At 60.9% G+C, this 19,213-nt stretch carries 17 protein-coding genes; 11 read left to right on the forward strand and 6 right to left on the reverse strand.

Annotated features, from left to right (window positions below; genetic code table 11):
* The first annotated feature begins 201 nt into the window (after window positions 1-201).
* The 6 genes from MM194_RS08500 (at window position 202) to MM194_RS08525 (ending at window position 7,754) form a co-directional block, all read left to right on the forward strand.
* Window positions 202-642 (forward strand): universal stress protein, encoded by a 441-nt coding sequence (locus MM194_RS08500; protein WP_241343314.1) that lies wholly within the window; start codon window positions 202-204, stop codon window positions 640-642.
* A 239-nt stretch (window positions 643-881) separates the two neighbouring features.
* Window positions 882-2,045 (forward strand): efflux RND transporter periplasmic adaptor subunit, encoded by a 1,164-nt coding sequence (locus MM194_RS08505; RefSeq protein ID WP_241343315.1) that lies wholly within the window; start codon window positions 882-884, stop codon window positions 2,043-2,045.
* Between the two features lie 8 nt (window positions 2,046-2,053).
* Complete coding sequence (locus MM194_RS08510) at window positions 2,054-4,048, forward strand: MacB family efflux pump subunit (protein ID WP_277605084.1); 1,995 nt, start codon at window positions 2,054-2,056, stop codon at window positions 4,046-4,048.
* Between the two features lie 2 nt (window positions 4,049-4,050).
* Complete coding sequence (locus MM194_RS08515) at window positions 4,051-5,445, forward strand: efflux transporter outer membrane subunit (protein WP_241343317.1); 1,395 nt, start codon at window positions 4,051-4,053, stop codon at window positions 5,443-5,445.
* 138 nt (window positions 5,446-5,583) lie between these two features.
* Window positions 5,584-6,390 carry a siderophore-interacting protein gene (locus MM194_RS08520; RefSeq protein WP_241343318.1) on the forward strand — a complete coding sequence of 269 codons (807 nt, stop codon included), beginning with the start codon at window positions 5,584-5,586 and terminating at the stop codon, window positions 6,388-6,390.
* Between the two features lie 257 nt (window positions 6,391-6,647).
* On the forward strand, window positions 6,648-7,754 hold the full coding sequence (locus tag MM194_RS08525) for a 3-deoxy-7-phosphoheptulonate synthase (protein WP_241343319.1): 1,107 nt from the start codon (window positions 6,648-6,650) through the stop codon (window positions 7,752-7,754).
* A gap of 478 nt (window positions 7,755-8,232) precedes the next feature.
* On the opposite strand, the gene MM194_RS08530 is transcribed toward MM194_RS08525, so the two are convergent.
* Entirely contained in the window at window positions 8,233-8,640 is a 408-nt protein-coding gene (locus MM194_RS08530) for an H-NS family nucleoid-associated regulatory protein (protein WP_025327689.1), read from the reverse strand.
* 407 nt (window positions 8,641-9,047) lie between these two features.
* Window positions 9,048-9,992 (reverse strand): DNA-binding transcriptional regulator DsdC, encoded by a 945-nt coding sequence (gene dsdC / locus MM194_RS08535; RefSeq protein WP_241343320.1) that lies wholly within the window; start codon window positions 9,990-9,992, stop codon window positions 9,048-9,050.
* Between the two features lie 231 nt (window positions 9,993-10,223).
* On the opposite strand from dsdC, the gene dsdX reads away from it, so the two are divergent.
* The 3 genes from dsdX to MM194_RS08550 all read left to right on the forward strand — a co-directional run bounded on the left by dsdX (window position 10,224) and on the right by MM194_RS08550 (window position 13,413).
* Window positions 10,224-11,561, forward strand: coding sequence for a D-serine transporter DsdX (dsdX, locus tag MM194_RS08540; RefSeq protein WP_241343321.1), 1,338 nt, complete (start codon window positions 10,224-10,226; stop codon window positions 11,559-11,561).
* 16 nt (window positions 11,562-11,577) lie between these two features.
* Window positions 11,578-12,909, forward strand: coding sequence for a D-serine ammonia-lyase (locus tag MM194_RS08545; protein WP_033130347.1), 1,332 nt, complete (start codon window positions 11,578-11,580; stop codon window positions 12,907-12,909).
* Between the two features lie 327 nt (window positions 12,910-13,236).
* Window positions 13,237-13,413 carry a hypothetical protein gene (locus MM194_RS08550; RefSeq protein WP_152599154.1) on the forward strand — a complete coding sequence of 59 codons (177 nt, stop codon included), beginning with the start codon at window positions 13,237-13,239 and terminating at the stop codon, window positions 13,411-13,413.
* 69 nt (window positions 13,414-13,482) lie between these two features.
* On the opposite strand, the gene icd is transcribed toward MM194_RS08550, so the two are convergent.
* Window positions 13,483-14,736, reverse strand: coding sequence for an NADP-dependent isocitrate dehydrogenase (icd, locus tag MM194_RS08555; RefSeq protein ID WP_033130346.1), 1,254 nt, complete (start codon window positions 14,734-14,736; stop codon window positions 13,483-13,485).
* 200 nt (window positions 14,737-14,936) lie between these two features.
* Window positions 14,937-15,812: an AraC family transcriptional regulator gene (locus MM194_RS08560; RefSeq protein WP_241343322.1), complete on the reverse strand. Its 876-nt coding sequence runs from the start codon at window positions 15,810-15,812 to the stop codon at window positions 14,937-14,939.
* Window positions 15,813-15,941: 129 nt separating this feature from the next.
* On the opposite strand from MM194_RS08560, the gene manA reads away from it, so the two are divergent.
* Entirely contained in the window at window positions 15,942-17,165 is a 1,224-nt protein-coding gene (gene manA, locus MM194_RS08565; protein WP_241343323.1) for a mannose-6-phosphate isomerase, class I, read from the forward strand.
* Window positions 17,166-17,263: 98 nt separating this feature from the next.
* Here manA and MM194_RS08570 read toward each other — a convergent pair whose 3' ends face one another.
* Window positions 17,264-17,788: a phospholipase D family protein gene (locus MM194_RS08570; protein WP_033130344.1), complete on the reverse strand. Its 525-nt coding sequence runs from the start codon at window positions 17,786-17,788 to the stop codon at window positions 17,264-17,266.
* Between the two features lie 514 nt (window positions 17,789-18,302).
* On the opposite strand from MM194_RS08570, the gene MM194_RS08575 reads away from it, so the two are divergent.
* Window positions 18,303-18,794, forward strand: coding sequence for a YgjV family protein (locus MM194_RS08575; RefSeq protein WP_277605085.1), 492 nt, complete (start codon window positions 18,303-18,305; stop codon window positions 18,792-18,794).
* Between the two features lie 132 nt (window positions 18,795-18,926).
* On the opposite strand, the gene MM194_RS08580 is transcribed toward MM194_RS08575, so the two are convergent.
* Window positions 18,927-19,076, reverse strand: coding sequence for a hypothetical protein (locus tag MM194_RS08580; protein ID WP_152599150.1), 150 nt, complete (start codon window positions 19,074-19,076; stop codon window positions 18,927-18,929).
* Window positions 19,077-19,213 lie beyond the last annotated feature (137 nt).

Below are 19,213 nucleotides of genomic sequence, written 5' to 3' on the forward strand. Positions count from 1 at the left end.
GCCCCCCAATCCCTTCATTTTCCATTCAACTCAATCTGTTATGATGATGTAAACGGACCTGATGCGTGCTGGCATCGCCGACAAGAGGTGACGCTGAACGAGTGAGACGGGTTCGTTTGATGGGACTATCCCGCGGGCTCGGGATGGTGAGAGACAAGGGCCTCATCCTCCTTGACCCGCACCTGAGAAGGAGAACTGCTTATGACCCCAACCAATATTGTGCTGTTGCTGGAAGGCAAGGATTACGAGCAGGAGACGCTGGCCAAGGCGAGTCGGCTGGCGCAAGGAATGGGCTGCGAGCTGACCCTGCTGCACCTGACCCACAGCAGCAAAGTCCGGCGCAACAGTCTGTCGCTATCACAAGAAGAGCGCAGTGCCCAGGGCACCCTGGATGCCAAGGCCATCATCAGTCAGCTCATCACCCTCCTGCCCCACCCGGTCGATTACCAGTGTCTGGTGGTGGATGACGTGGTAGCAGACTTGAGCCGTTGGCTGGCATCACACCCGACCGCGCTGCTGCTGGTTGGCAGCCGTCACCACTGGATGGAAGGCTCCCTGGCGCGCCTGCTCATCTACAAGCTGCCCGTCGATATCCAGATCTGCCACGAACCCTATACCGAACAGCTAAAAGCCGTCGGTTGATGGCTGCCTGAGATCAGGGAGGACCCGCTCGTTCTGCGGGGCCTCCCCTTGTTCTTGCCGCTCGCCTCCCTTTATTCCCGCACCGCGGATCTCCTCGCCCTCCTGCACGCCTCGCCGCAGCCACCTCTAGTGACAAATTCATCTACATGTTTTCTTACACATTGCTCGCTTTTGTTTAGGCCCCGTTTGCTGCAGGATGTTTGCCTCGCGCGCCTTCACATGTTTCATTCAGGTGGAAAATGAAAACTCTCCCCAGACAGGGCAAGCTCGCCCTGTTCATCCTCATTCCGCTCGCCATCCTCGTTTGGCTGGTGTGGCCCGGCAAGACGCCAGATCCCGTATTGACTGCATCGGTGACCCGCCAGGACGTGGAGCAAACCGTACTGGCCAGCGGTGTCCTGCAGGCCATCGAACAGGTGGATGTGGGTGCCCAGGTCTCGGGTCAGGTCACCTATCTGGCGGTCGAGGCCGGGCAACGGGTCAAGCAGGGGGATCTGCTGGCGGAGATAGATCCCCTGATAGCCCAGAACAACCTCAAGACCGCAGAGGCAGAGCTTGCCAGCCGCCGCGCCCAGCTCAAGATCAAGCAGGCGCAGCTCAAGCAGAACGAGTTGACTTGGCGTCGTCAGCAGCAGATGTTCAGCCAGGAGGCGAGTTCCCGGGCCGATCTGGAAAGCGCCGAGGCGCAGCTGGCCGTCACCCGCGCCGAGCTGCAAAGCGCCCAGGCCGATATCGACAGCGCCTTCATCAAGGTGGAGCGCACCAAGACGGAGCTCGGTTATAACCGTATTCAGGCCCCCATGGATGGCACCGTGGTCTCCATCGTGACCCGCCAGGGTCAGACCCTGGCCGCCAGTCAGACGGTACCGACCCTGCTCAAGCTCGCCAATCTGGATACCATGACGGTCAAGGCCCAGATCTCCGAGGCCGACGTGACCAAGGTCAGGGCCGGTATGCCGGTCTACTTCACCCTGATCGGGGATCCGGATACCCGCTATCACGCCACCCTGCGCACGGTCGAGCTGGCCCCCACCAACATCAACGAGCAGACCGCCAGCACCACGACCACCAGCAATGCCGCCATCTATTACTATGCCCTGTTCGACGTGCCCAACCCGGATCACCAGCTGAGGGTCGCCATGACGACTCAGGTCACCATAGTGCTGGGTGAGCGCAAGCAGGTGCTGGCCATCCCCCAGACCGCGCTCGGCAAAAAGCTCGGTGACAACGAATACGAGGTCTCCCTGCTGAAGGACGATCAGCAGCGTGAGACTCGCCGCATCAAGACCGGCATGAAGGACGACATCAAGATCGAGGTGCAAAGCGGCCTGAACGAACAGGACAAGGTGATCCTGGATCAAGGCAAACCCGTCCAGGACGATGACGGGGAGATGAGGCCGTGAGCGAGCCCCTGATCCGGCTCAAGGGCATAGAGCGTCGCTACCAGAGCGGGGAGCAGGAGGTCACAGTGCTGCACCCGCTGGATCTCTGCATCCAGGCGGGGGAGATGGTCGCCATCGTCGGCGCCTCCGGCTCCGGCAAGTCCACCCTGATGAACCTGCTGGGTTGCCTCGACAGGCCGAGTGGCGGGCAATATCTGTTTCGCGGGCAGGATACCGCCCATCTGGATGCACTCGCCCTCGCGAGGCTTCGTTGCCACCACTTCGGCTTCATCTTTCAGCGCTACCACCTGCTGCCCCACCTCGATGCGGCCGCCAACGTGGAGATCCCGGCCGTCTATGCGGGCACCTCTCGCACCGATCGCCAGGCCCGTGCTCGCGCGCTGCTGTCGCGCCTGGGCCTCGCCGATCGCAGCCACCACAGACCGGGCCAGCTCTCCGGCGGCCAGCAGCAACGGGTCAGCATAGCCCGTGCCCTTGCCAACGGCGGCGAGGTGATCCTGGCCGATGAGCCCACCGGGGCCCTCGACAGCCACAGCGGCAAGGAGGTGATGGCCATCCTCAAAGAGCTGCACGCTCAGGGCCACACCATCATCCTGGTGACCCACGACATGGCAGTCGCCAATCATGCGGATCGCATCATTACATTGCGTGACGGACGGGTAGTCGAAGACAGCACCCAAGCCAAAACGGTGACCACGACCAAGGCTGCGACCACTGCCAACCCAACCGAGCAGATCGTCTCCCAACCTGATGAACAGAAGGTAGAAGCCAGCCCCCAAGCCACGGCTGCCAGGGCCGCCAGCCAGGGCTGGGATCGCTACCGGGAGGCCGCCCGCATGGCCCTGCACGCCATGCTCGCCCACCGCATGCGCACCTTCCTCACCATGCTCGGCATCATCATCGGCATCGCTGCCGTGGTCAGCGTGGTCGCCCTCGGTCAGGGCGCCCGCGCCAAGGTGATCAACGACATCAACGCCATGGGCACCAACACCATCGATATCTTCCCCGGCAAGGACTGGGGGGATGAGAAGGCGGCCAGTATCCAGACCCTGAACGAGCGGGATCTCGATGCCCTGCTCGGCCAACCCTATCTGGAGGGGGCCAGCCCCCAGATTGCCACCTCGGGCCAGCTGCGTTTTCGCAACAAGACCAGCAGCGGCAATGTGGTGGGGGTCGGCAGCGACTTCTTCCGGGTCAAGGGGATGACCCTCACCCAGGGCCGCCTGCTCGATGAACGGGATATCCAGAATCGGACGGCGGTGGCCGTGGTGGACGGTAAAACCATCGAGAGCCTGCTCGGCAAGGAGGATCCCATCGGTCAGGTAGTGCTGGTCGGTACTCTCCCGGTGCGCATCATAGGCGTGGTGACGCAGGAGACCGGCTTTGGCCGCAGCAGCCAATCGGTCAGCATCTGGCTGCCCTACAGCGCCGTGATGAGTCGCCTCATCTCCCAGAACCATTTCAGCCAGATCACCATCAGAGTCAAAGACGGGATCCAGCCCGCCCTGGCGGAACAAGCCGCGGTGGCCCTGCTGACCCAGCGCCACGGGGTGAAGGACTTCTTCACCTTCAGCAGCGACAGCATCATCAAGTCGGTGGAGAAGACCACCGCCACCATGACGCTGCTGGTCTCCGCCATCGCGGTGATCTCGCTCATCGTCGGCGGGGTCGGGGTGATGAACATCATGCTGGTCTCGGTGGTGGAACGCACCAGGGAGATAGGGATCCGCATCGCGGTGGGCGCCCGTCAGTCCGACATACTGCAGCAGTTCCTGATCGAGGCCGTGATGGTCAGCCTGCTGGGAGGCCTGCTCGGCATCGGCCTGGCCCTGCTCATCGGGTTTGTCTTCTCCCTGTTCGTGGAGAGCTTCCAGATGCACTTCTCGCTCTTCTCCATCCTGATGGCCTTTGGCTGCTCCTCGCTCATCGGGATCCTGTTTGGTTACCTGCCCGCCCGCAACGCGGCCAGGCTCGATCCGGTCGAGGCACTGGCGAGGGAATGATGATGCACAACCTATTCAGACAGAGGCTCTGCCTCTTCTCCAAAACAGGGCTCTGCCTCGCCGTCAGCCTTGTCCTCGGCGCCTGCAGTCAGCAGAGCACCTATCACCAACCGGATCTGGTCGTGGCGCCGAACTGGCAGCAGGCCGACGAGGAACTCACCCAGCAGCAGGCGGGTCCCTGGTGGCAGGGGTTCAAGGATCCCGCCCTCGACAGGCTGGTCGATGCCGTGCTGGCCGCCAACCCGGACATGCAGGTGGCGGGGCTCAGGCTCAGGAGCGCCCTGCTCGGCGCGGATCTGGCCGATACCAATCTCACCCCTGAGATCAGTGCCAATCTGGGGGCGAGCGGCTCCAAGAACATGAAGGATGGCAGCACCAGCAGCAACCTGGGGCCCTCGCTCAACCTGAGCTACGAGGTGGATCTCTGGGGGCGGCTCGCCTCGGTGCGGGATCAGGCGAGCTGGGAGGCAGAGGCCAGCGAGCAGGATCTGGCGGCGACCCGCCTGATGCTGATCGGCAAGGCGCTGGAACAATACTGGCAGCTGGCCTATCTCGGCTCGGCCATCACCCTCGGTGAGCAGCAGTTGCTCAACTACGAGCGGGCCGAGCGATTGACCCGGGCCAAGTATGAGGCGGGTGCCATCACCCGGCTCGATCTGGTGCAGGCCAGCCAGCAGAAAGTCGGTAAACAGGCGGAGCTTGCCGCCCTCATACAGCAACGGGAGCAGGCCGCCAACGCCCTGCGCCTGCTGCTCGGCCGCAGCAGTGGCCCGCTGGAGTTTGCCCCGACCGAACTGGTCATGGCCCCCATCCCTACCCTGGCGGTCGGCATCCCGGCCGACGTGCTGGCCCGCCGTCCCGATGTGCGGGCCGCCGAGTTGCGGCTGCGCAAGACGCTGGCCAAGGGGGACGAGATCCGCACCGGCTTTTATCCCACCCTGAGCCTCACCGGCAATGCCAGCACCACCTCGGACACCCTGACCCAGATGCTGAGCAACCCGGTGGGGACACTGGGGGCGACCCTGGCCCTGCCCTTCCTCGAGTACAATCAGACCCGGCTCTCCATCGCGAGCTCCGAGCTCGATTACCAGATTGCCGAGACCGAGTTTCGCAAGCAGCTCTACACCGCCCTGCTGGAGGTGGAAGATGGTCTGTCGGCTCGTCATCAGGGCGAGCAGCAACTGCGCTACCTGACACAGCAGCGGGATTACGCCAAAGAGGCCGAGCGGCTGGCCGAGGCGCGCTTCCAGGCGGGGGCGACCGGGGTGCAGCCCTGGCTGGATGAGCAAAACCGCCTGTGGGACGCCGAGCTGAGTCTGCTCAACCAGCAGCAGACCCAGCTCAAGACCATGGCCGGGATCTATCAGGCGCTGGGGGGCAGTGATCGGGGATCCTAGCCTCTGGCACTTCCTCTCTTCACCTGGGCCGGGGTGGACTTCACCCTGGCTCAGGCAGCCCTCCCCCTCCCCACAAAGCAATTGATAATAATTTTCATTTGATGAAAAATGGCGCCATCGTCTGCCAGGAGTACTCATATGTCACAGCCCGCCCCGGTCAATCGCCCTCGTCTGCTCACCGTCAAACATGTCCATGATGTGGGCCCGCATCTGCGTCGGATCTGCCTGACCAGCTCCGAGCTGGCCGATTATCCTTTCAGCTGCGGCGGCGCCCATATCAAGATCATGTTGCCCCAACCGGGTCAAGAGCATGCGGTACTGCCGACGCCAACCCCCAAGGGGCCCCGCTGGGAAGACCCAAGCCAGAAACCCATCATCCGTACCTTCAGCATCCGCGCCTTCCGCCGCGAGGCCCTGGAGCTGGATATCGATTTCGCCCTGCACGGCGATATTGGCCCCGCTAGCCGTTTTGCCCTGCATGTGCAGCCGGGGGATCGGTTGGCCATCTCGGGTCCAGGCGGTCCGGATCCCATGCTGCAGCTGGCCCTGCACTATTACATGGTGGGGGATCTCACCTCTTTGCCCGCCATCAGCGCCATGGCCGAGGTGATGCCCGCCAAGGCTCAGGGCCATATCGCCCTGCTGGTGCCCCATCAGGAAGATGTGCAGGATCTGTCGCTGCCAGCAGGAGTCAGCCTGCGCTGGTTTGTCGGCGCTCCCGAGCAGACCGAACAACTAGTGAGCTATTTCACCGCCCTGCCCATGGTGGCGGATCAGAGCTATTTCTGGTTCGGTGGGGAGGAGGGTCTGGTGGTACCGCTGCGCCGCCATGTCAGACGCACTCTGGATGTGGACCGCCAACGGGTCTATGCGGTGCCTTACTGGCGCCATGGCAAGGATGAAGATGCCTATCATCAGGATCGCCACACCGTGATGGACAGCTGATAACACCTTATTTTCCCTATATAAATCAGGCCTATCTCCGACAGGAGACAGGCCTGTTCAAGAGCCAATTTCCACTCTTTTTTTCTCCTCCCCCCCATCTTGGTGATCCCCTCTGCAGGGCTTGCATTCGAGAGAGACAACAAGATAATGATAATCACTCTCAATAATGTGATCTGTCATCGCGCTCCGATCCCTGACATTCAGGGTCCTGAGCCGTAAACAGCTCACTTACCCCCAGGTACAGCAAGGTAATCCAGATGGCAGTTTTGAATTCGGTAATGCGCGCCTTCGCGGTCGAGGCTCTCCCCACTCCCGCCGATCTGTTGGCACAGCACCCCTGCCCCACGGAGATGGCGGAGAAAATAGAAGAACATCGACATCAAATGCGCCAGATCCTCAGCGGCGCCGATGATCGCCTGTTGGTGGTGATAGGTCCCTGCTCCATCCACGACCCTCTCGCCGCGCTCGACTATGCAAGGCGCCTGGCCAGGCTGGCCGCTGAGTATCAGGACCGCTTGCTCGTCGTGATGCGCACCTACTTCGAGAAGCCGCGCACCACGGTCGGCTGGAAGGGGCTAGTGTTCGATCCTCACCTGGATGGCAGCAACGACATAGGTCAAGGCCTTCATCTGGCCCGCCAACTGCTGCTGGACATCAATCAGCTGGGATTGGCCACCGCCACCGAGTTTCTCGATACCACCAGCTTCCTCTATCTGGCCGATCTCATCAGCTGGGGAGCGATTGGGGCACGCACTACTGAATCTCAGGTACACAGGCAGCTCGCCTCGGCCCTGCCCTGTCCTGTCGGCTTCAAGAACGGCACCGACGGCAACATCCGGGTGGCCATCGATGCCATCCAGGCCAGCGAAGCGTCCCACTTGTTTACCGCGCCCGGTAGCCAGGGCGGTATTGTGGTTATCAAGAGCGAGGGCAACCCGAGCGGGCACATCATATTGCGTGGTGGCACCCTTCCCAATTACCACCAGAGCGACGTAGAGGATGCCGCAGAGCAGCTGGCGCGCCTGGGGCTCAACCATCGGCTGATGGTGGATTGCAGCCACGGCAACAGCCAGAAGCAGCACAAGAATCAGATGCGGGTCGCCGGCGAGCTCTGCCGCCAACTGGGCGAAGGGAGCGATGCCATCGCCGCCGTCATGATCGAGAGTTTCCTGCAAGAAGGCAGCCAAAAGCCGGCACCGCTGGATGAGCTGCAATATGGCCAGTCGATCACCGATGCCTGTCTGTGCTGGGAAGATAGTCAGGCTTTGCTTGCCATGCTGGCCGATGCCGTCCTGGCTCGTCGCCGCTTGGCAAGAATGTCGTCGAGCTCGCGCCAGAGTGAGGATATCCAGCTAGTGAGTTGACCCACGCCCTCCTTATTCACGACGGGGTCAGCAGACCCCGTATTAAAAAATCATCGCCTTCGTCGACTGCCCTCATATATATCCAGTGCAAGGGTGCCAAATAGGGCAGAGATAACGGGAGCCTAAGCCTGACAGGGATAACATCTCCAAGAAAATGGGTGCAGCGACAGAGAGGAGCGACCGAAAGTGAGTTTGCTTATTTCATCGAGTCGAGCGGATCTTGCATTTATCCATCAGGATCATCGGCAACAGAAGAGGGTTGTGTGAGTCCTCGCTAGAGGATTAAGAATGGAATGGCTGATGTTGAGTACAGTCTCACTACTGACAGATATCTTTTTATTGCCCTGTGCTGACCATGGCTATTCCCATGACCACGAGGTAAATATCTGCTCTAGCCCATGCAGTGGTACCGCAACATGATCTCAAAAATAATAATGCCGCCCAAGAGGCGGCATTATCGCTGAATTGATCAAGACAATCAGATCAGGAAGTCATTCAGATCCTTGCCCAGCGCAACCTGCTCGGCAATGGCTTTGGGCATACGGCCCTGACCAGTCCAGGTCTTTTCCTGGCCATCTTCCTGATACTTGTATTTGGCAGGACGCGGAGCACGCTTGCTCTTGGTCGCGCCTGCGGCAGCCGGAGTGGCCACGCTGCCGATCAATTCACGGGGATCGATACCAGCTTGCTGCAGCATCTCGGTGAACTCGCTCAGCTTGCGCTGGCGCTCTTCCTGCTCGGCCCGCTCTTGTTCAACAGACTCGGCACGCTCGTTATATACCAGATCAAACTTCTCTTTCGCTTCTTGCAGTTGCTCAAACGGCAATTCACGGATGGCAGCGCGCAAGCTACGAATGTTCAGCAGAACCTTTAGAAATTCGTTCATTACTTCCTCACAGAATTATTTTTGTATGTCACAGGGATGACTCATTTTGAGAATAGCATGTCTGCTCGATAACAACATAATGATTTTATAACTGTAGAAGGATTATTGACAACATCATATTCATTATTTTCTGGGGCTAATTCACACTCCTGAACTTATTGAAAAACCAGCACCATAGACAATATGTTCTTCAGCGCAGGTTAATGCCGGGTCAGTTTCCCCATAACATTTGTCGAACAGATAAATGCCGACGCCGCAATCCGGTCACCCGCCAGGGGCAAGCGTTCGACCAATACGGTTGGCCGCCTTGCACAAATGATGCGCGAGTTTTTCATTCCCACGCTAATACGCTACCGACGGATGGCGTGACCCTCATGCCGGTATGAACTCCCAACATAGTTCCCGGTTCAACTTGCCAATTGCGCCTGGGCTCTGATCCAGTCGATGAAGGCCTGGATCTTGGGACACTGGCGGTTGGGGAGCGTGGCGAGGTAATAACGCTGCTCGCAGCGTACCTCCTTGTCCGGGAAGGGGGCCACCAACTCGTTCCTTGCCAACCGCTTGCTCACCAGGTGCTTGCGGCCCATGGCGATGCCGGCATGGTTCATGGCGGCGATGATGGCGAGATCGGAGCGATCGAAGCCCATGTTTGCCTGACTGCCGTCGATGACGAGGCCGGATTGGCGAGCCCAACTCTGCCATTCGTCGGTCTCTGAGTCATGCCCCCAGGCCTGCCTGTCATGCAGCAGCCGGCAGTGCTGCAGATTGCCCGGGTTACCGAGCAACTGGTGTTGTTCGGCATATTCCGGGCTGCACACCGGCACCATGTATTCGTCCATCAGCGGGTGAATGGCGAGCCGCTCCGGCGTCTTGTCGTCAAAATAGAGCGTCAAGTCGATGCCATAACCGTGCAGGTTGATGTTCTCGTTGCCGGTCATGATGTTGAGATCGATCTGGGGATGCAGGCGGGAGAAGTCTGCGAGCCTTGGCACCAGCCAGCACTGGGCGATGGAGGGGCGGGAGTAGACGGTCAGGGAACCGGACAGCTCCTGATTCTTGATCTCCAGGATCTCCTGATTGATGAACTCCAGCGACGACTTGAGTGCCCAGAATATCCGCTGCCCCTCCGTCGTCAGCACCACCTTGCGGTGAAAACGCTGGAACAGCTTGAAGCCGAGCTCTTCCTCCAGGGCGCTTATTCTGTGGCTCACCGCGCTCGGGCTGAGCGCCAGTTCATCGGCCGCCAGGGCGAAGGAGCTGTGACGGGCCGCCGCCTCGAAGGTATGCAACTTGGCAAGCTGATAGCCATTGAGCAGCTTGTTTCTCGACACATAGTTGTCTTCGGTATACATCCGCATCTCTCACCAGGGGGCCGGGTCATGCCGCCATCATATCCCGCTGCACGCTCTTTTGGATGCGACAAGCGAACCCAAATCACCACATCCCAGGAAAATGTGATGAATGTGGCACTCTTGCATCAACCCAGCTCATCCAAGACGCCATTTTCATCATTTGTCAGCCCGGCACCATTCCCGTTCAATAGGCCCATCGTTCATCTCTTATCACCCTTGTCGAGGCGCAGTATGAATTCTGAAATGTGGGTCGTCGGTACCTTGCTGACTAGCATCATCCTGATCGTCTTCACCATAGTGAAGGGCAGGATCCACCCCTTCCTCGCCCTGCTGTTGGCGAGCTTCTATGTCGGCACCATGATGGGGATGAACCCGGTCAAGATGGTCAATGCCATGGAAGAGGGCATAGGCGGCACCCTGGGCTTCCTCGCCGCCGTCATCGGCCTTGGCACCATACTCGGCAAGATGATGGAGGTATCGGGCGCCGCCGAGCGCATAGGTCTCGCCCTGCAAAAGTGCCGCTGGCTCTCGCCTCAGGTGATCATGGTGCTGGTTGGTCTGGTGTGCGGCATCACGTTGTTTGTCGAAGTGGGAGTCGTGCTGCTCATTCCGCTGGCCTTCTCCATCGCCCGCAAGACCAGGACCTCGCTGCTGACCCTGGCCATCCCGCTCTGCACCGCCCTGATGGCCGTGCACTGCATAGTACCGCCCCACCCGGCCGCGCTCTACGTCACCAATCAGCTGGGTGCCGACATCGGATCCGTCATCGTCTACGGCCTCGCGGTCGGGCTCTTTGCCTCCCTGGTCGGCGGCCCCCTGTTCCTGAAGCTGCTCGGCAAGCGGGTGCCGTTCAAGGGCGTGCCCGCCGCCTTTGCCGACATCCAAGCGCGCGATGAGGCCGAGCTCCCCTCCCTCGGCGCCTCCCTCTTCACCGTGCTGCTGCCCATACTGCTGATGCTGGCCAAGACGGTGGCCGAGCTGAACATGGCGCATGACTCCGCCCTCTATACCCTGCTGGAGTTTATCGGCAACCCCATCACCGCCATGTTCATCGCCGCCTTCACCGCCTACTACGTGCTGGGGATCCGCCAGAGCATGAAGATGGAAGGGCTGCTGGACAAGACGGAGCAGTGCTTCTCCTCCATCGCCAACATACTGCTGATCATCGGGGCGGGCGGCGCCTTCAACGGCGTGCTCAAGGCCAGTGGCCTGGGGGACAGCCTCGCCACCATCCTCTCCCAGCTGGACATGCACCCCATACTGCTGGCCTGGCTGGTGGCCATAGTGCTGCACGCTGCCGTCGGCTCCGCCACCGTCGCCATGATGGGGGCCACCGCCATCGTCGCCCCCATCATGGTGCACTACCCGAACATCAGCCCGGAGATCATGACGCTGGCCATCGGCTCAGGCGCCATCGGCTGCACCATGGTGACCGACTCCCTGTTCTGGCTGGTGAAGCAGTATTGCGGCGCTACCCTGAACGAAACGCTCAAGTACTACACCAGTGCCACCCTCCTCGCCTCCCTGATGGCGCTGGCCGGCACCTTCCTGCTCTCCTATATCGTGTAAAAGACAGAGACATCCCATGAAAAATACCGACATTGCGCAGCTCATTTCTCAGTACCCGCTGGTTCAGACGCTGATCTCTCTCGAGCCTGTGACCTGGTTCAACCCCAATGCCACCACATTGGCGGCCGGCCTGCCCTACGTGGGGCTGGATCAACGCGACGTCGCGGACGCCTCAGCCCGCCTGGCCCGCTTCGCCCCCTACTTGTGCCAGGCCTTCCCCGAGACCCGTGCCATGCAGGGCATGTTGGAGTCAGAAGTCGCGGTTATCCCGGCCATGCAAGCGACTCTCAATGAGCGTTACGGCGTTGACGTCACCGGCCGGCTGCTGCTGAAAAAAGACAGCCACCTGCCGATCTCCGGCTCCATCAAGGCCCGTGGCGGCATCTACGAGGTGCTGACCCACGCCGAGCAGCTGGCGCTCAAAGCTGGGTTGCTGCGCGAAGACGACGACTACAGCAAGCTGTTCAGCGATGAGTTCCGCCGCTTCTTCGGCCAGTACAGCATCGCCGTGGGCTCGACCGGCAACCTCGGTATGTCCATCGGCATCATGAGCGCCAAGCTCGGCTTCACCGTCACCGTGCACATGTCTGCCGATGCCCGGGAGTGGAAGAAGCGCAAGTTGCGCGAACACGGGGTCATAGTGGTGGAATACGCCGAGGATTACGGGGTCGCCGTGGAGCAGGGACGCAAGGAGGCCGAGCGCGATCCCAACTGCTTCTTCATCGATGACGAGAACTCCCGCACCCTGTTCCTCGGCTACTCGGTGGCGGGTGAACGGCTGAAACAGCAGTTCGATGAGATGGGCATCGAGGTGGATGCCGAGCACCCGCTGTTCGTCTACCTGCCCTGCGGAGTGGGCGGCGGTCCGGGCGGGGTGGCGTTTGGCCTGAAACTCGCGTTCGGGGATAACGTTCACTGCTTCTTCGCCGAGCCCACCCACTCCCCCTGCATGCTGCTCGGGGTGCACACCGGCCTGCACGATGCGATTTCGGTGCAGGATCTGGGCATCGACAACCTCACCGCCGCCGATGGCCTGGCGGTGGGGCGCGCCTCCGGTTTCGTCGGCCGCGCCATGGAGCGGTTGCTGGATGGCTTCTACACCTTAAGCGATCAGGAGATGTACGATCTGCTGGGGCTGCTGGCGCGGGACGAGCAGATCCGCCTCGAGCCCTCAGCCCTCGCCGGCATGCCGGGCCCCTGGCGGGTCAGCGCCGATGGCGAGTGGCAGGCAGCGCGCGGTCTGGATACCCGGCGCATGGCACAGGCCACCCACCTGGTGTGGGCCACCGGCGGCGGCATGGTGCCTGCGGAAGAGATGGAGAAATATCTGGCCACGGCCAAGATTTAAGTTTTTTTCAACTGCCAAACCCGCCTTCATGGCGGGTTTTCTCTTCATGGATCAGCAAGATGGCACATCTTTTGATCTGTGCCTGCAAGCCCCCGCGCCTGTCTGTTTGATGCTAATCCCCCCAAGTTGGTTATTTTGTGATACGATAGTGGCCGTTTTTTGACAATTGCGTATCGTTGTCGCCCTGATCCAGCAAGATCAGGGGCAATTTCACTGCTTGTGACGAGCCGGTACACAATCCAAAAAGTGACCTGGATGAGCCAGTCTGACTGGGGAAACCCGCCGGACGGCAACCACCAAGAGCACCTTAGATAAGGAGATCGGACTATGAAACAGTATCAAAGCTGGCTGGGACAATACCTGATGAGCCGCCGCGATGGCGATCATGCCATGGCATCCGAACTCGCCAGCTCCATCTGCGAGTTCTGGCAGACCCAGGGCGACGAAGCCGAAAGCAGCAAATGGCAGCAGCGCTATCAGCAACACGTAGAGCAGGCGCAGTAAGTCCCTTAGCTCTTCACCCATAAAAAAACCGGCGCTCATGGCGCCGGTTTTGCATTTCAGTCTTACCGCTTACATCTGATCGACCATGTCCTGGGCGAACTGGGAGCAGGAGCGCAGGGTGGCGCCTTCCATCAGTCGCTCGAAGTCATAGGTGACGGTCTTGTTGGCGATGGCCGCTTCCATCCCCTTGATGATGAGATCGGCCGCCTCGGTCCAGCCCAGGTGGCGCAGCATCATCTCGGCGGAGAGGATCAGCGAACCCGGGTTGACCTTGTCCTGACCGGCGTACTTGGGCGCGGTGCCGTGGGTTGCTTCGAACAGCGCCACGCCGTCGCCGATGTTGGCGCCCGGGGCGATGCCGATGCCACCGACCTGAGCGGCCAGGGCGTCGGAGATGTAGTCACCGTTCAAGTTCATGCAGGCGATGACATCGTACTCGGCCGGGCGCAGCAGGATCTGTTGCAGGAAGGCGTCGGCGATGACGTCTTTGACGACGATGGTCTTGCCGGTCTTCGGGTTCTTGAAGGAACACCAGGGGCCGCCGTCGATCAGTTGGGCATCGTACTCTTTCTGGGCCAGGGCATAGCCCCAATCCTTGAAGGCACCTTCGGTGAACTTCATGATGTTGCCCTTGTGCACCAGGGTCACGGAGTCGCGATCGTTGTCGATGGCGTACTCGATGGCGGCACGGACCAGACGCTCGGTACCGGCCTTGGACATGGGCTTGATGCCGATGCCGCAGGACTCGGGGAAGCGAATTTTCTTCACGCCCATCTCGTTTTGCAGGAAGGCGATGACCTTCTTGGCTTCATCGCTGTCCGCCTTCCACTCGATACCGGCGTAGATGTCTTCGGCGTTCTCGCGGAAGATCACCATGTCGGTCAGGTCCGGGCGCTTGACCGGGCTCGGGGTGCCTTCGTAGTAACGGACCGGGCGCAGGCAGATGTAAAGATCCAGCTCCTGACGCAGGGCCACGTTGAGGGAGCGAATACCGCCACCGACCGGAGTGGTCAGCGGGCCCTTGATGGCCACGCAGTATTCACGAATGAAATCCAGGGTCTCCGCCGGCAGCCAGGCGCCTTCGCCATAGACATGAGTCGATTTCTCGCCGGTAAAGATCTCCATCCAGGCGATAGAACGCTCGCCCTTGTAGGCTTTCTCGACCGCGGCATTCACCACATTCAACATGGCCGGGGTCACGTCCACACCGATGCCATCCCCTTCGATGAACGGGATGATCGGATTGTGGGGAACCTGCAGCTTGCCGTTGGCATCGACTGTGATTTTTTGACCTGTGGTCGGGATAACTACTCTGCTTTCCATCGGCATCTCCTAACTTCCGTTTGTTATAAATATGTCATTGAGCGCGGCCATCTTAGCCCATCCATTTTCATAATCAAATGGCGGGCGCGCATGTCCGACCATAGTCGAGCACTGGATCACAATGCGCCCGACCGGTTCAGGTTCGATCAACCCGAACCGCATCCAAAGCCTGTTCTGCTCGGGCTTGAGAGCGCCCTCCCTCATCCTGCCAGGCCATCGGTTTGGCCCTGCGGCTGGCTCAGGGAGCGGTATTGGGAGGGGGTCAGCCCGGTCTTCTGCTTGAACACCCGGCAAAAATAATTTACATCGACGTAACCACAGCGGTTCGCCACCTCTTCCAGCCGAAACCGGTATTTTTTCAGCATGAACTTGGCCCTGTCGATCCGCACCCAGCTGATGTAATCGGCCAGGCGCATGTGGCCCTGCTCGCGAAACAGGTGGGAGAGATGGCTGGCCGAGACGTTGAAGCGGTGCGCGATGGAGTCGCGGCTGATGGGGCGGTGGAAATTCTCCTGGATGTAGATGCAGATGCCGTGAAACAGGTCAGCCCCCCTCGGCCGATCGAAGGTGGACTCGGCCAGCAGCTGGCGGGCGCTGGTGAGCAGCGCCTGCAGCAGATGGTTGTCGGTGGGGGAGCGACCGGGATCCTCGGTCAGTGTATTGAGCGCCGCCAGTATGTGTTCGATCACGTGCCCCGCCCGGGCCATGATGCTGTGTTTTTGCACGTCGAAAAAATCGGGCTCGTCACGGCGCTTGCTCACCAGGCTGAAACCGAGCTGGCGCTTGCCAAACAGCAGGCTCAGCACCGAGCAGTCGGTGCTCCACTGCGGCTTGTTCCAGCCGTTTGGCGGTATGTAGAGCGCCTGTCCCGGCAACACGCTGACTTGCTTGCTGCCCTGCTCCTTGTCCCAGATCTGGTTTAAGTATTCGCCGCTGAACACCAGCTCGAGGCGGGGAAAGTTGACCTGATAACTGAAACCCGGGGGCACGCCCTGCTCGCTGGCAAACCAGATCTGCTCAAAGGGAACCTGTTCATGGAGGGCGCCGTCGAGCAGCTGGCTGAAGATGAGTGACATGATGATCCCGATCAAGAGAGAGGCAAGCGATTGCGGCGCGCGCGACCGCCCATGTTATAGTCCGGCTCTGCGGGTCAATTCCACCTTTTTCTTCACTCGAGTTTTTTCAAATTACATGAGGCGTCCCTTATGAGCAGTCGCGATTTGCCCTCTTCACTGCCCCCTTTCCTGCCGATGCACAACCCGATCCAGGGCTACGACTGGGGCAGCCATGACGCCCTCACCCGCCTGTTTGGCATCCCCAATCCCGATGACAAACCCCAGGCCGAGCTGTGGATGGGCGCCCATCCGAACGGCTGCTCCGAGGTGAGCGTCGCGGGCAGTACGCAGAAACTCTCGATCCTGATCGAGGCCGCCCCCGCCGCCGTGCTGGGGGACGCCACCCTGGCCCGCTTCGGCAGCCTGCCCTTCCTGTTCAAGGTGCTGTGCGCCGAGAAGGCGCTCTCCATCCAGGTGCACCCCAGCAAGGCCCAGGCCGAAGCCGGTTTTGCCAGGGAGGAAGCCGCCGGCATCCCCCTCAAGGCGGGCAATCGCAACTACAAAGACCCTAACCACAAGCCGGAGCTGGTGTTCGCCCTCACCCCCTATCAGGCGATGAACGGTTTTCGCACCATTCCCGCCATCCTGGCGCTGTTCGAGCGGGTCAAGCTGGCGGCCATCGCCGATCTGGTCGCGGCCCTCGCCGCCAACCAGAACGAAGCCGGGTTGCAGCACTTCTTCCACCAGCTGCTGATCCTGGACGGCGCGCGCAAGGAAGCCGCCCTGACGGACCTGCTGGCCTATGCCTGCGAGCATCAGGACGAAGAGACCTTCGCACTCATCGCCAACCTGGCCGCCCAGTACCCGGGGGATGTGGGGCTGTTCTCACCGCTGCTGCTGAACGTTGTGACCCTCGAGCCGGGCCAGGCCATGTTCCTCGACGCCTGCACGCCCCACGCCTATGTGCGCGGCACCGGCCTCGAGATCATGGCGAACTCCGACAACGTGCTGCGCGCAGGCCTGACCCCCAAATACATAGACGTGGCAGAGCTGCTGGACTGCACCCGCTGCGTGGCCAAACCGGACGATCAGATCCTGCTTGCCCCCCGCGTCGAGGGCATGACCGAGAACATGGTGCAGCACTTCGAGGTGCCGGTGCCGGACTTCACCTTCAGCGTCTATCCGGCCGGTGAGCATGCACTCACCACCGCCAGCGCCGAGATCCTGTTTGCCATCGATGGTGACGTCCTGCTCAAGCAGGGTGATGAGACACTGCGGCTGGAGAAAGGACAATCCGCCTTCGTCCCCGCCACCACCGGCCGCTACCAGCTGCTGGCCGAGGGCCGGGTCGCCCGTGCGGGTAACCGCAGTTAAGCCGTGACAAGCCGGACAGATAAAAAACGAGGGCCATCATCGATGGCCCTCGTTGTTGCAGCACTCTCTGGCAGCTTGGCCCCGAGCCAAGACGCCTCTCAAGTCGCAGGATAAGGCACGCCTTGTGCCCATCTGGACTGCCAGTGTGCCAAGTATTGGCGAGTGACGTCCGGCATATCGCGCATAACGATCACGTTCTCCGAGTTGAGCGTCTCGGCGGAGGGGGCGAAGTTGAAGGAGCCGGTCTCGACCGTGCTGTCATCGACGATGATCGTCTTGTCGTGATGGATGTGGAAGCGATCGTTGGTGCGCAGCGCCACCCCGCCGCGGGTCGCAGCCTCCATGGCCGCCCTGCTCGCCTTGCCCTGATTGCGCCTCTTGTCGATCACCACCTGCACCTCGACCCCGCGTTTTTTCGCCGCCACCAGCGCCTGTACTATATCGGGAGCCTGAAAGGCGTAGGCGAGCATGCGGATGTGGTGTCTGGCACCCGCTATGGTCGCCAGCACCAGCACCCGGGCCGAGCCTTCCGGCGAGAAACCGACCTGAACACCGGGGGCGGCCTGGGAGATGGCCGGCAAGATGAACAGCGCCGCCGCCATGGCGTATCCAAGGATCTTCATCGTGTCTACCTCGATGAGGGAAGCGGGGGCCGCCTCCCGGGATCCTCGATCACCGGCACGGCCACCCTGTGGGCCTGTCAATGTGCGCCCCCTTTTCCCCCGTGGCAAGCGGTCAGGCCCTGCATACACCGACCAGAACCATCCCATGGGCTCTGGTCGGTTTGCTGGCGGTCTTCAGGCCACGAGGCGGCGATGAGAGACGCATTGACTGGAACCGGTTACATGGGTACGATTTCCACCGGACAGGCCCTCCCGACGGCCTGCCCCCCTTGTCCAACCCGCCATCCACTGCGAGCGGGCCAGACGCAAGCTGCATGATATCCACTTCAATGCGGCACCAGGACCCAAGGTTTTTCATGACTGACCCGCTGACACCCTACGTCGATCTCACAGCCACACTCGGCGGCGCCCCTTATCACGCCAAGGCATCGGCACTCTTCACAGGGGAGGTCTCCCTGTGGACACGGCACTGAGCTGGCTGGCACCTGTCTGGACCCTGTTCCAGCAACAACCCCTGGCCCAGGGTATCGGCCTCGCCGCCATGCTGGTCGGCATCAGCGCCTTCCGGCAGCGGGATGACGGGCGTTTTCGACTGCGGCTGTGCCTCTATCAGGGGGCCATCGCCCTTCACTTCCTGCTGATGGGGGCCAGCACGGCGGGCCTCAGCGCGGGCCTCAGCTGCGCTCGCACCCTCATCTCGGGGCGCACCCGCAGCCCCTGGGTGATGCTGTTCTTCCTGGTGCTGGTGTGGGGGCTCGGCATCCCCGGGATCACCAGCCCGGTGCAGTGGCTCCCCATCATAGGCACAACTGTCGGCACCTGGGGCCTGTTCCGTACTCAGGGCATAGCGCTGCGGCTCTGCATGCTGGCGGGAGGGTTTTGCTGGACCAGCCACAACATCTTGATAGGCTCCATCGGCGGCAGCCTGATCGAGCTCAGTTTCCTGTTCGTCAACTGCCACACCATGTACCACATGTGGCGCCAACCGCTGACGACCCCCACCTAAGGCTCGGCCTGCATCCATGAAACCTGACTGAGCCGCATATCCCAGTCAGCCTGAAAAAAAACCACCGCCCTCTCCGGGCGGTGGTTTTTTTATCAAGCTGACGATGGTCACTCCTCAGTGACCATCCCCTGGCTAGTTTTCTGCCGCTTCCGGCTGGGGCGTCTCGGTGCGCTCCCGCTGCAGTTCATCGACCCTGGCTTGCCATTTGTCGTGGGCCTGTTTTTGCCCCTGTGACTCAAACTCCTGGCGCATGGTGTCGATCTCTTGGTCAAGTTTTTCCATCAGGATGTCTCCTTACATCTCGGGTTACACACTGGCTGACGGCACTGTTTGGCCAACCTGCTCACTCCGTTGGACAAGCGGATCTCCCCGAATGCCCAACGAAATAAGCGATTGATTAAACCATACCCAATCTGAAA

Origin of the sequence: Aeromonas sp. MR16 (assembly GCF_022549315.1) — a bacterium.
Taxonomy (GTDB): domain Bacteria; phylum Pseudomonadota; class Gammaproteobacteria; order Enterobacterales; family Aeromonadaceae; genus Aeromonas; species Aeromonas aquatica.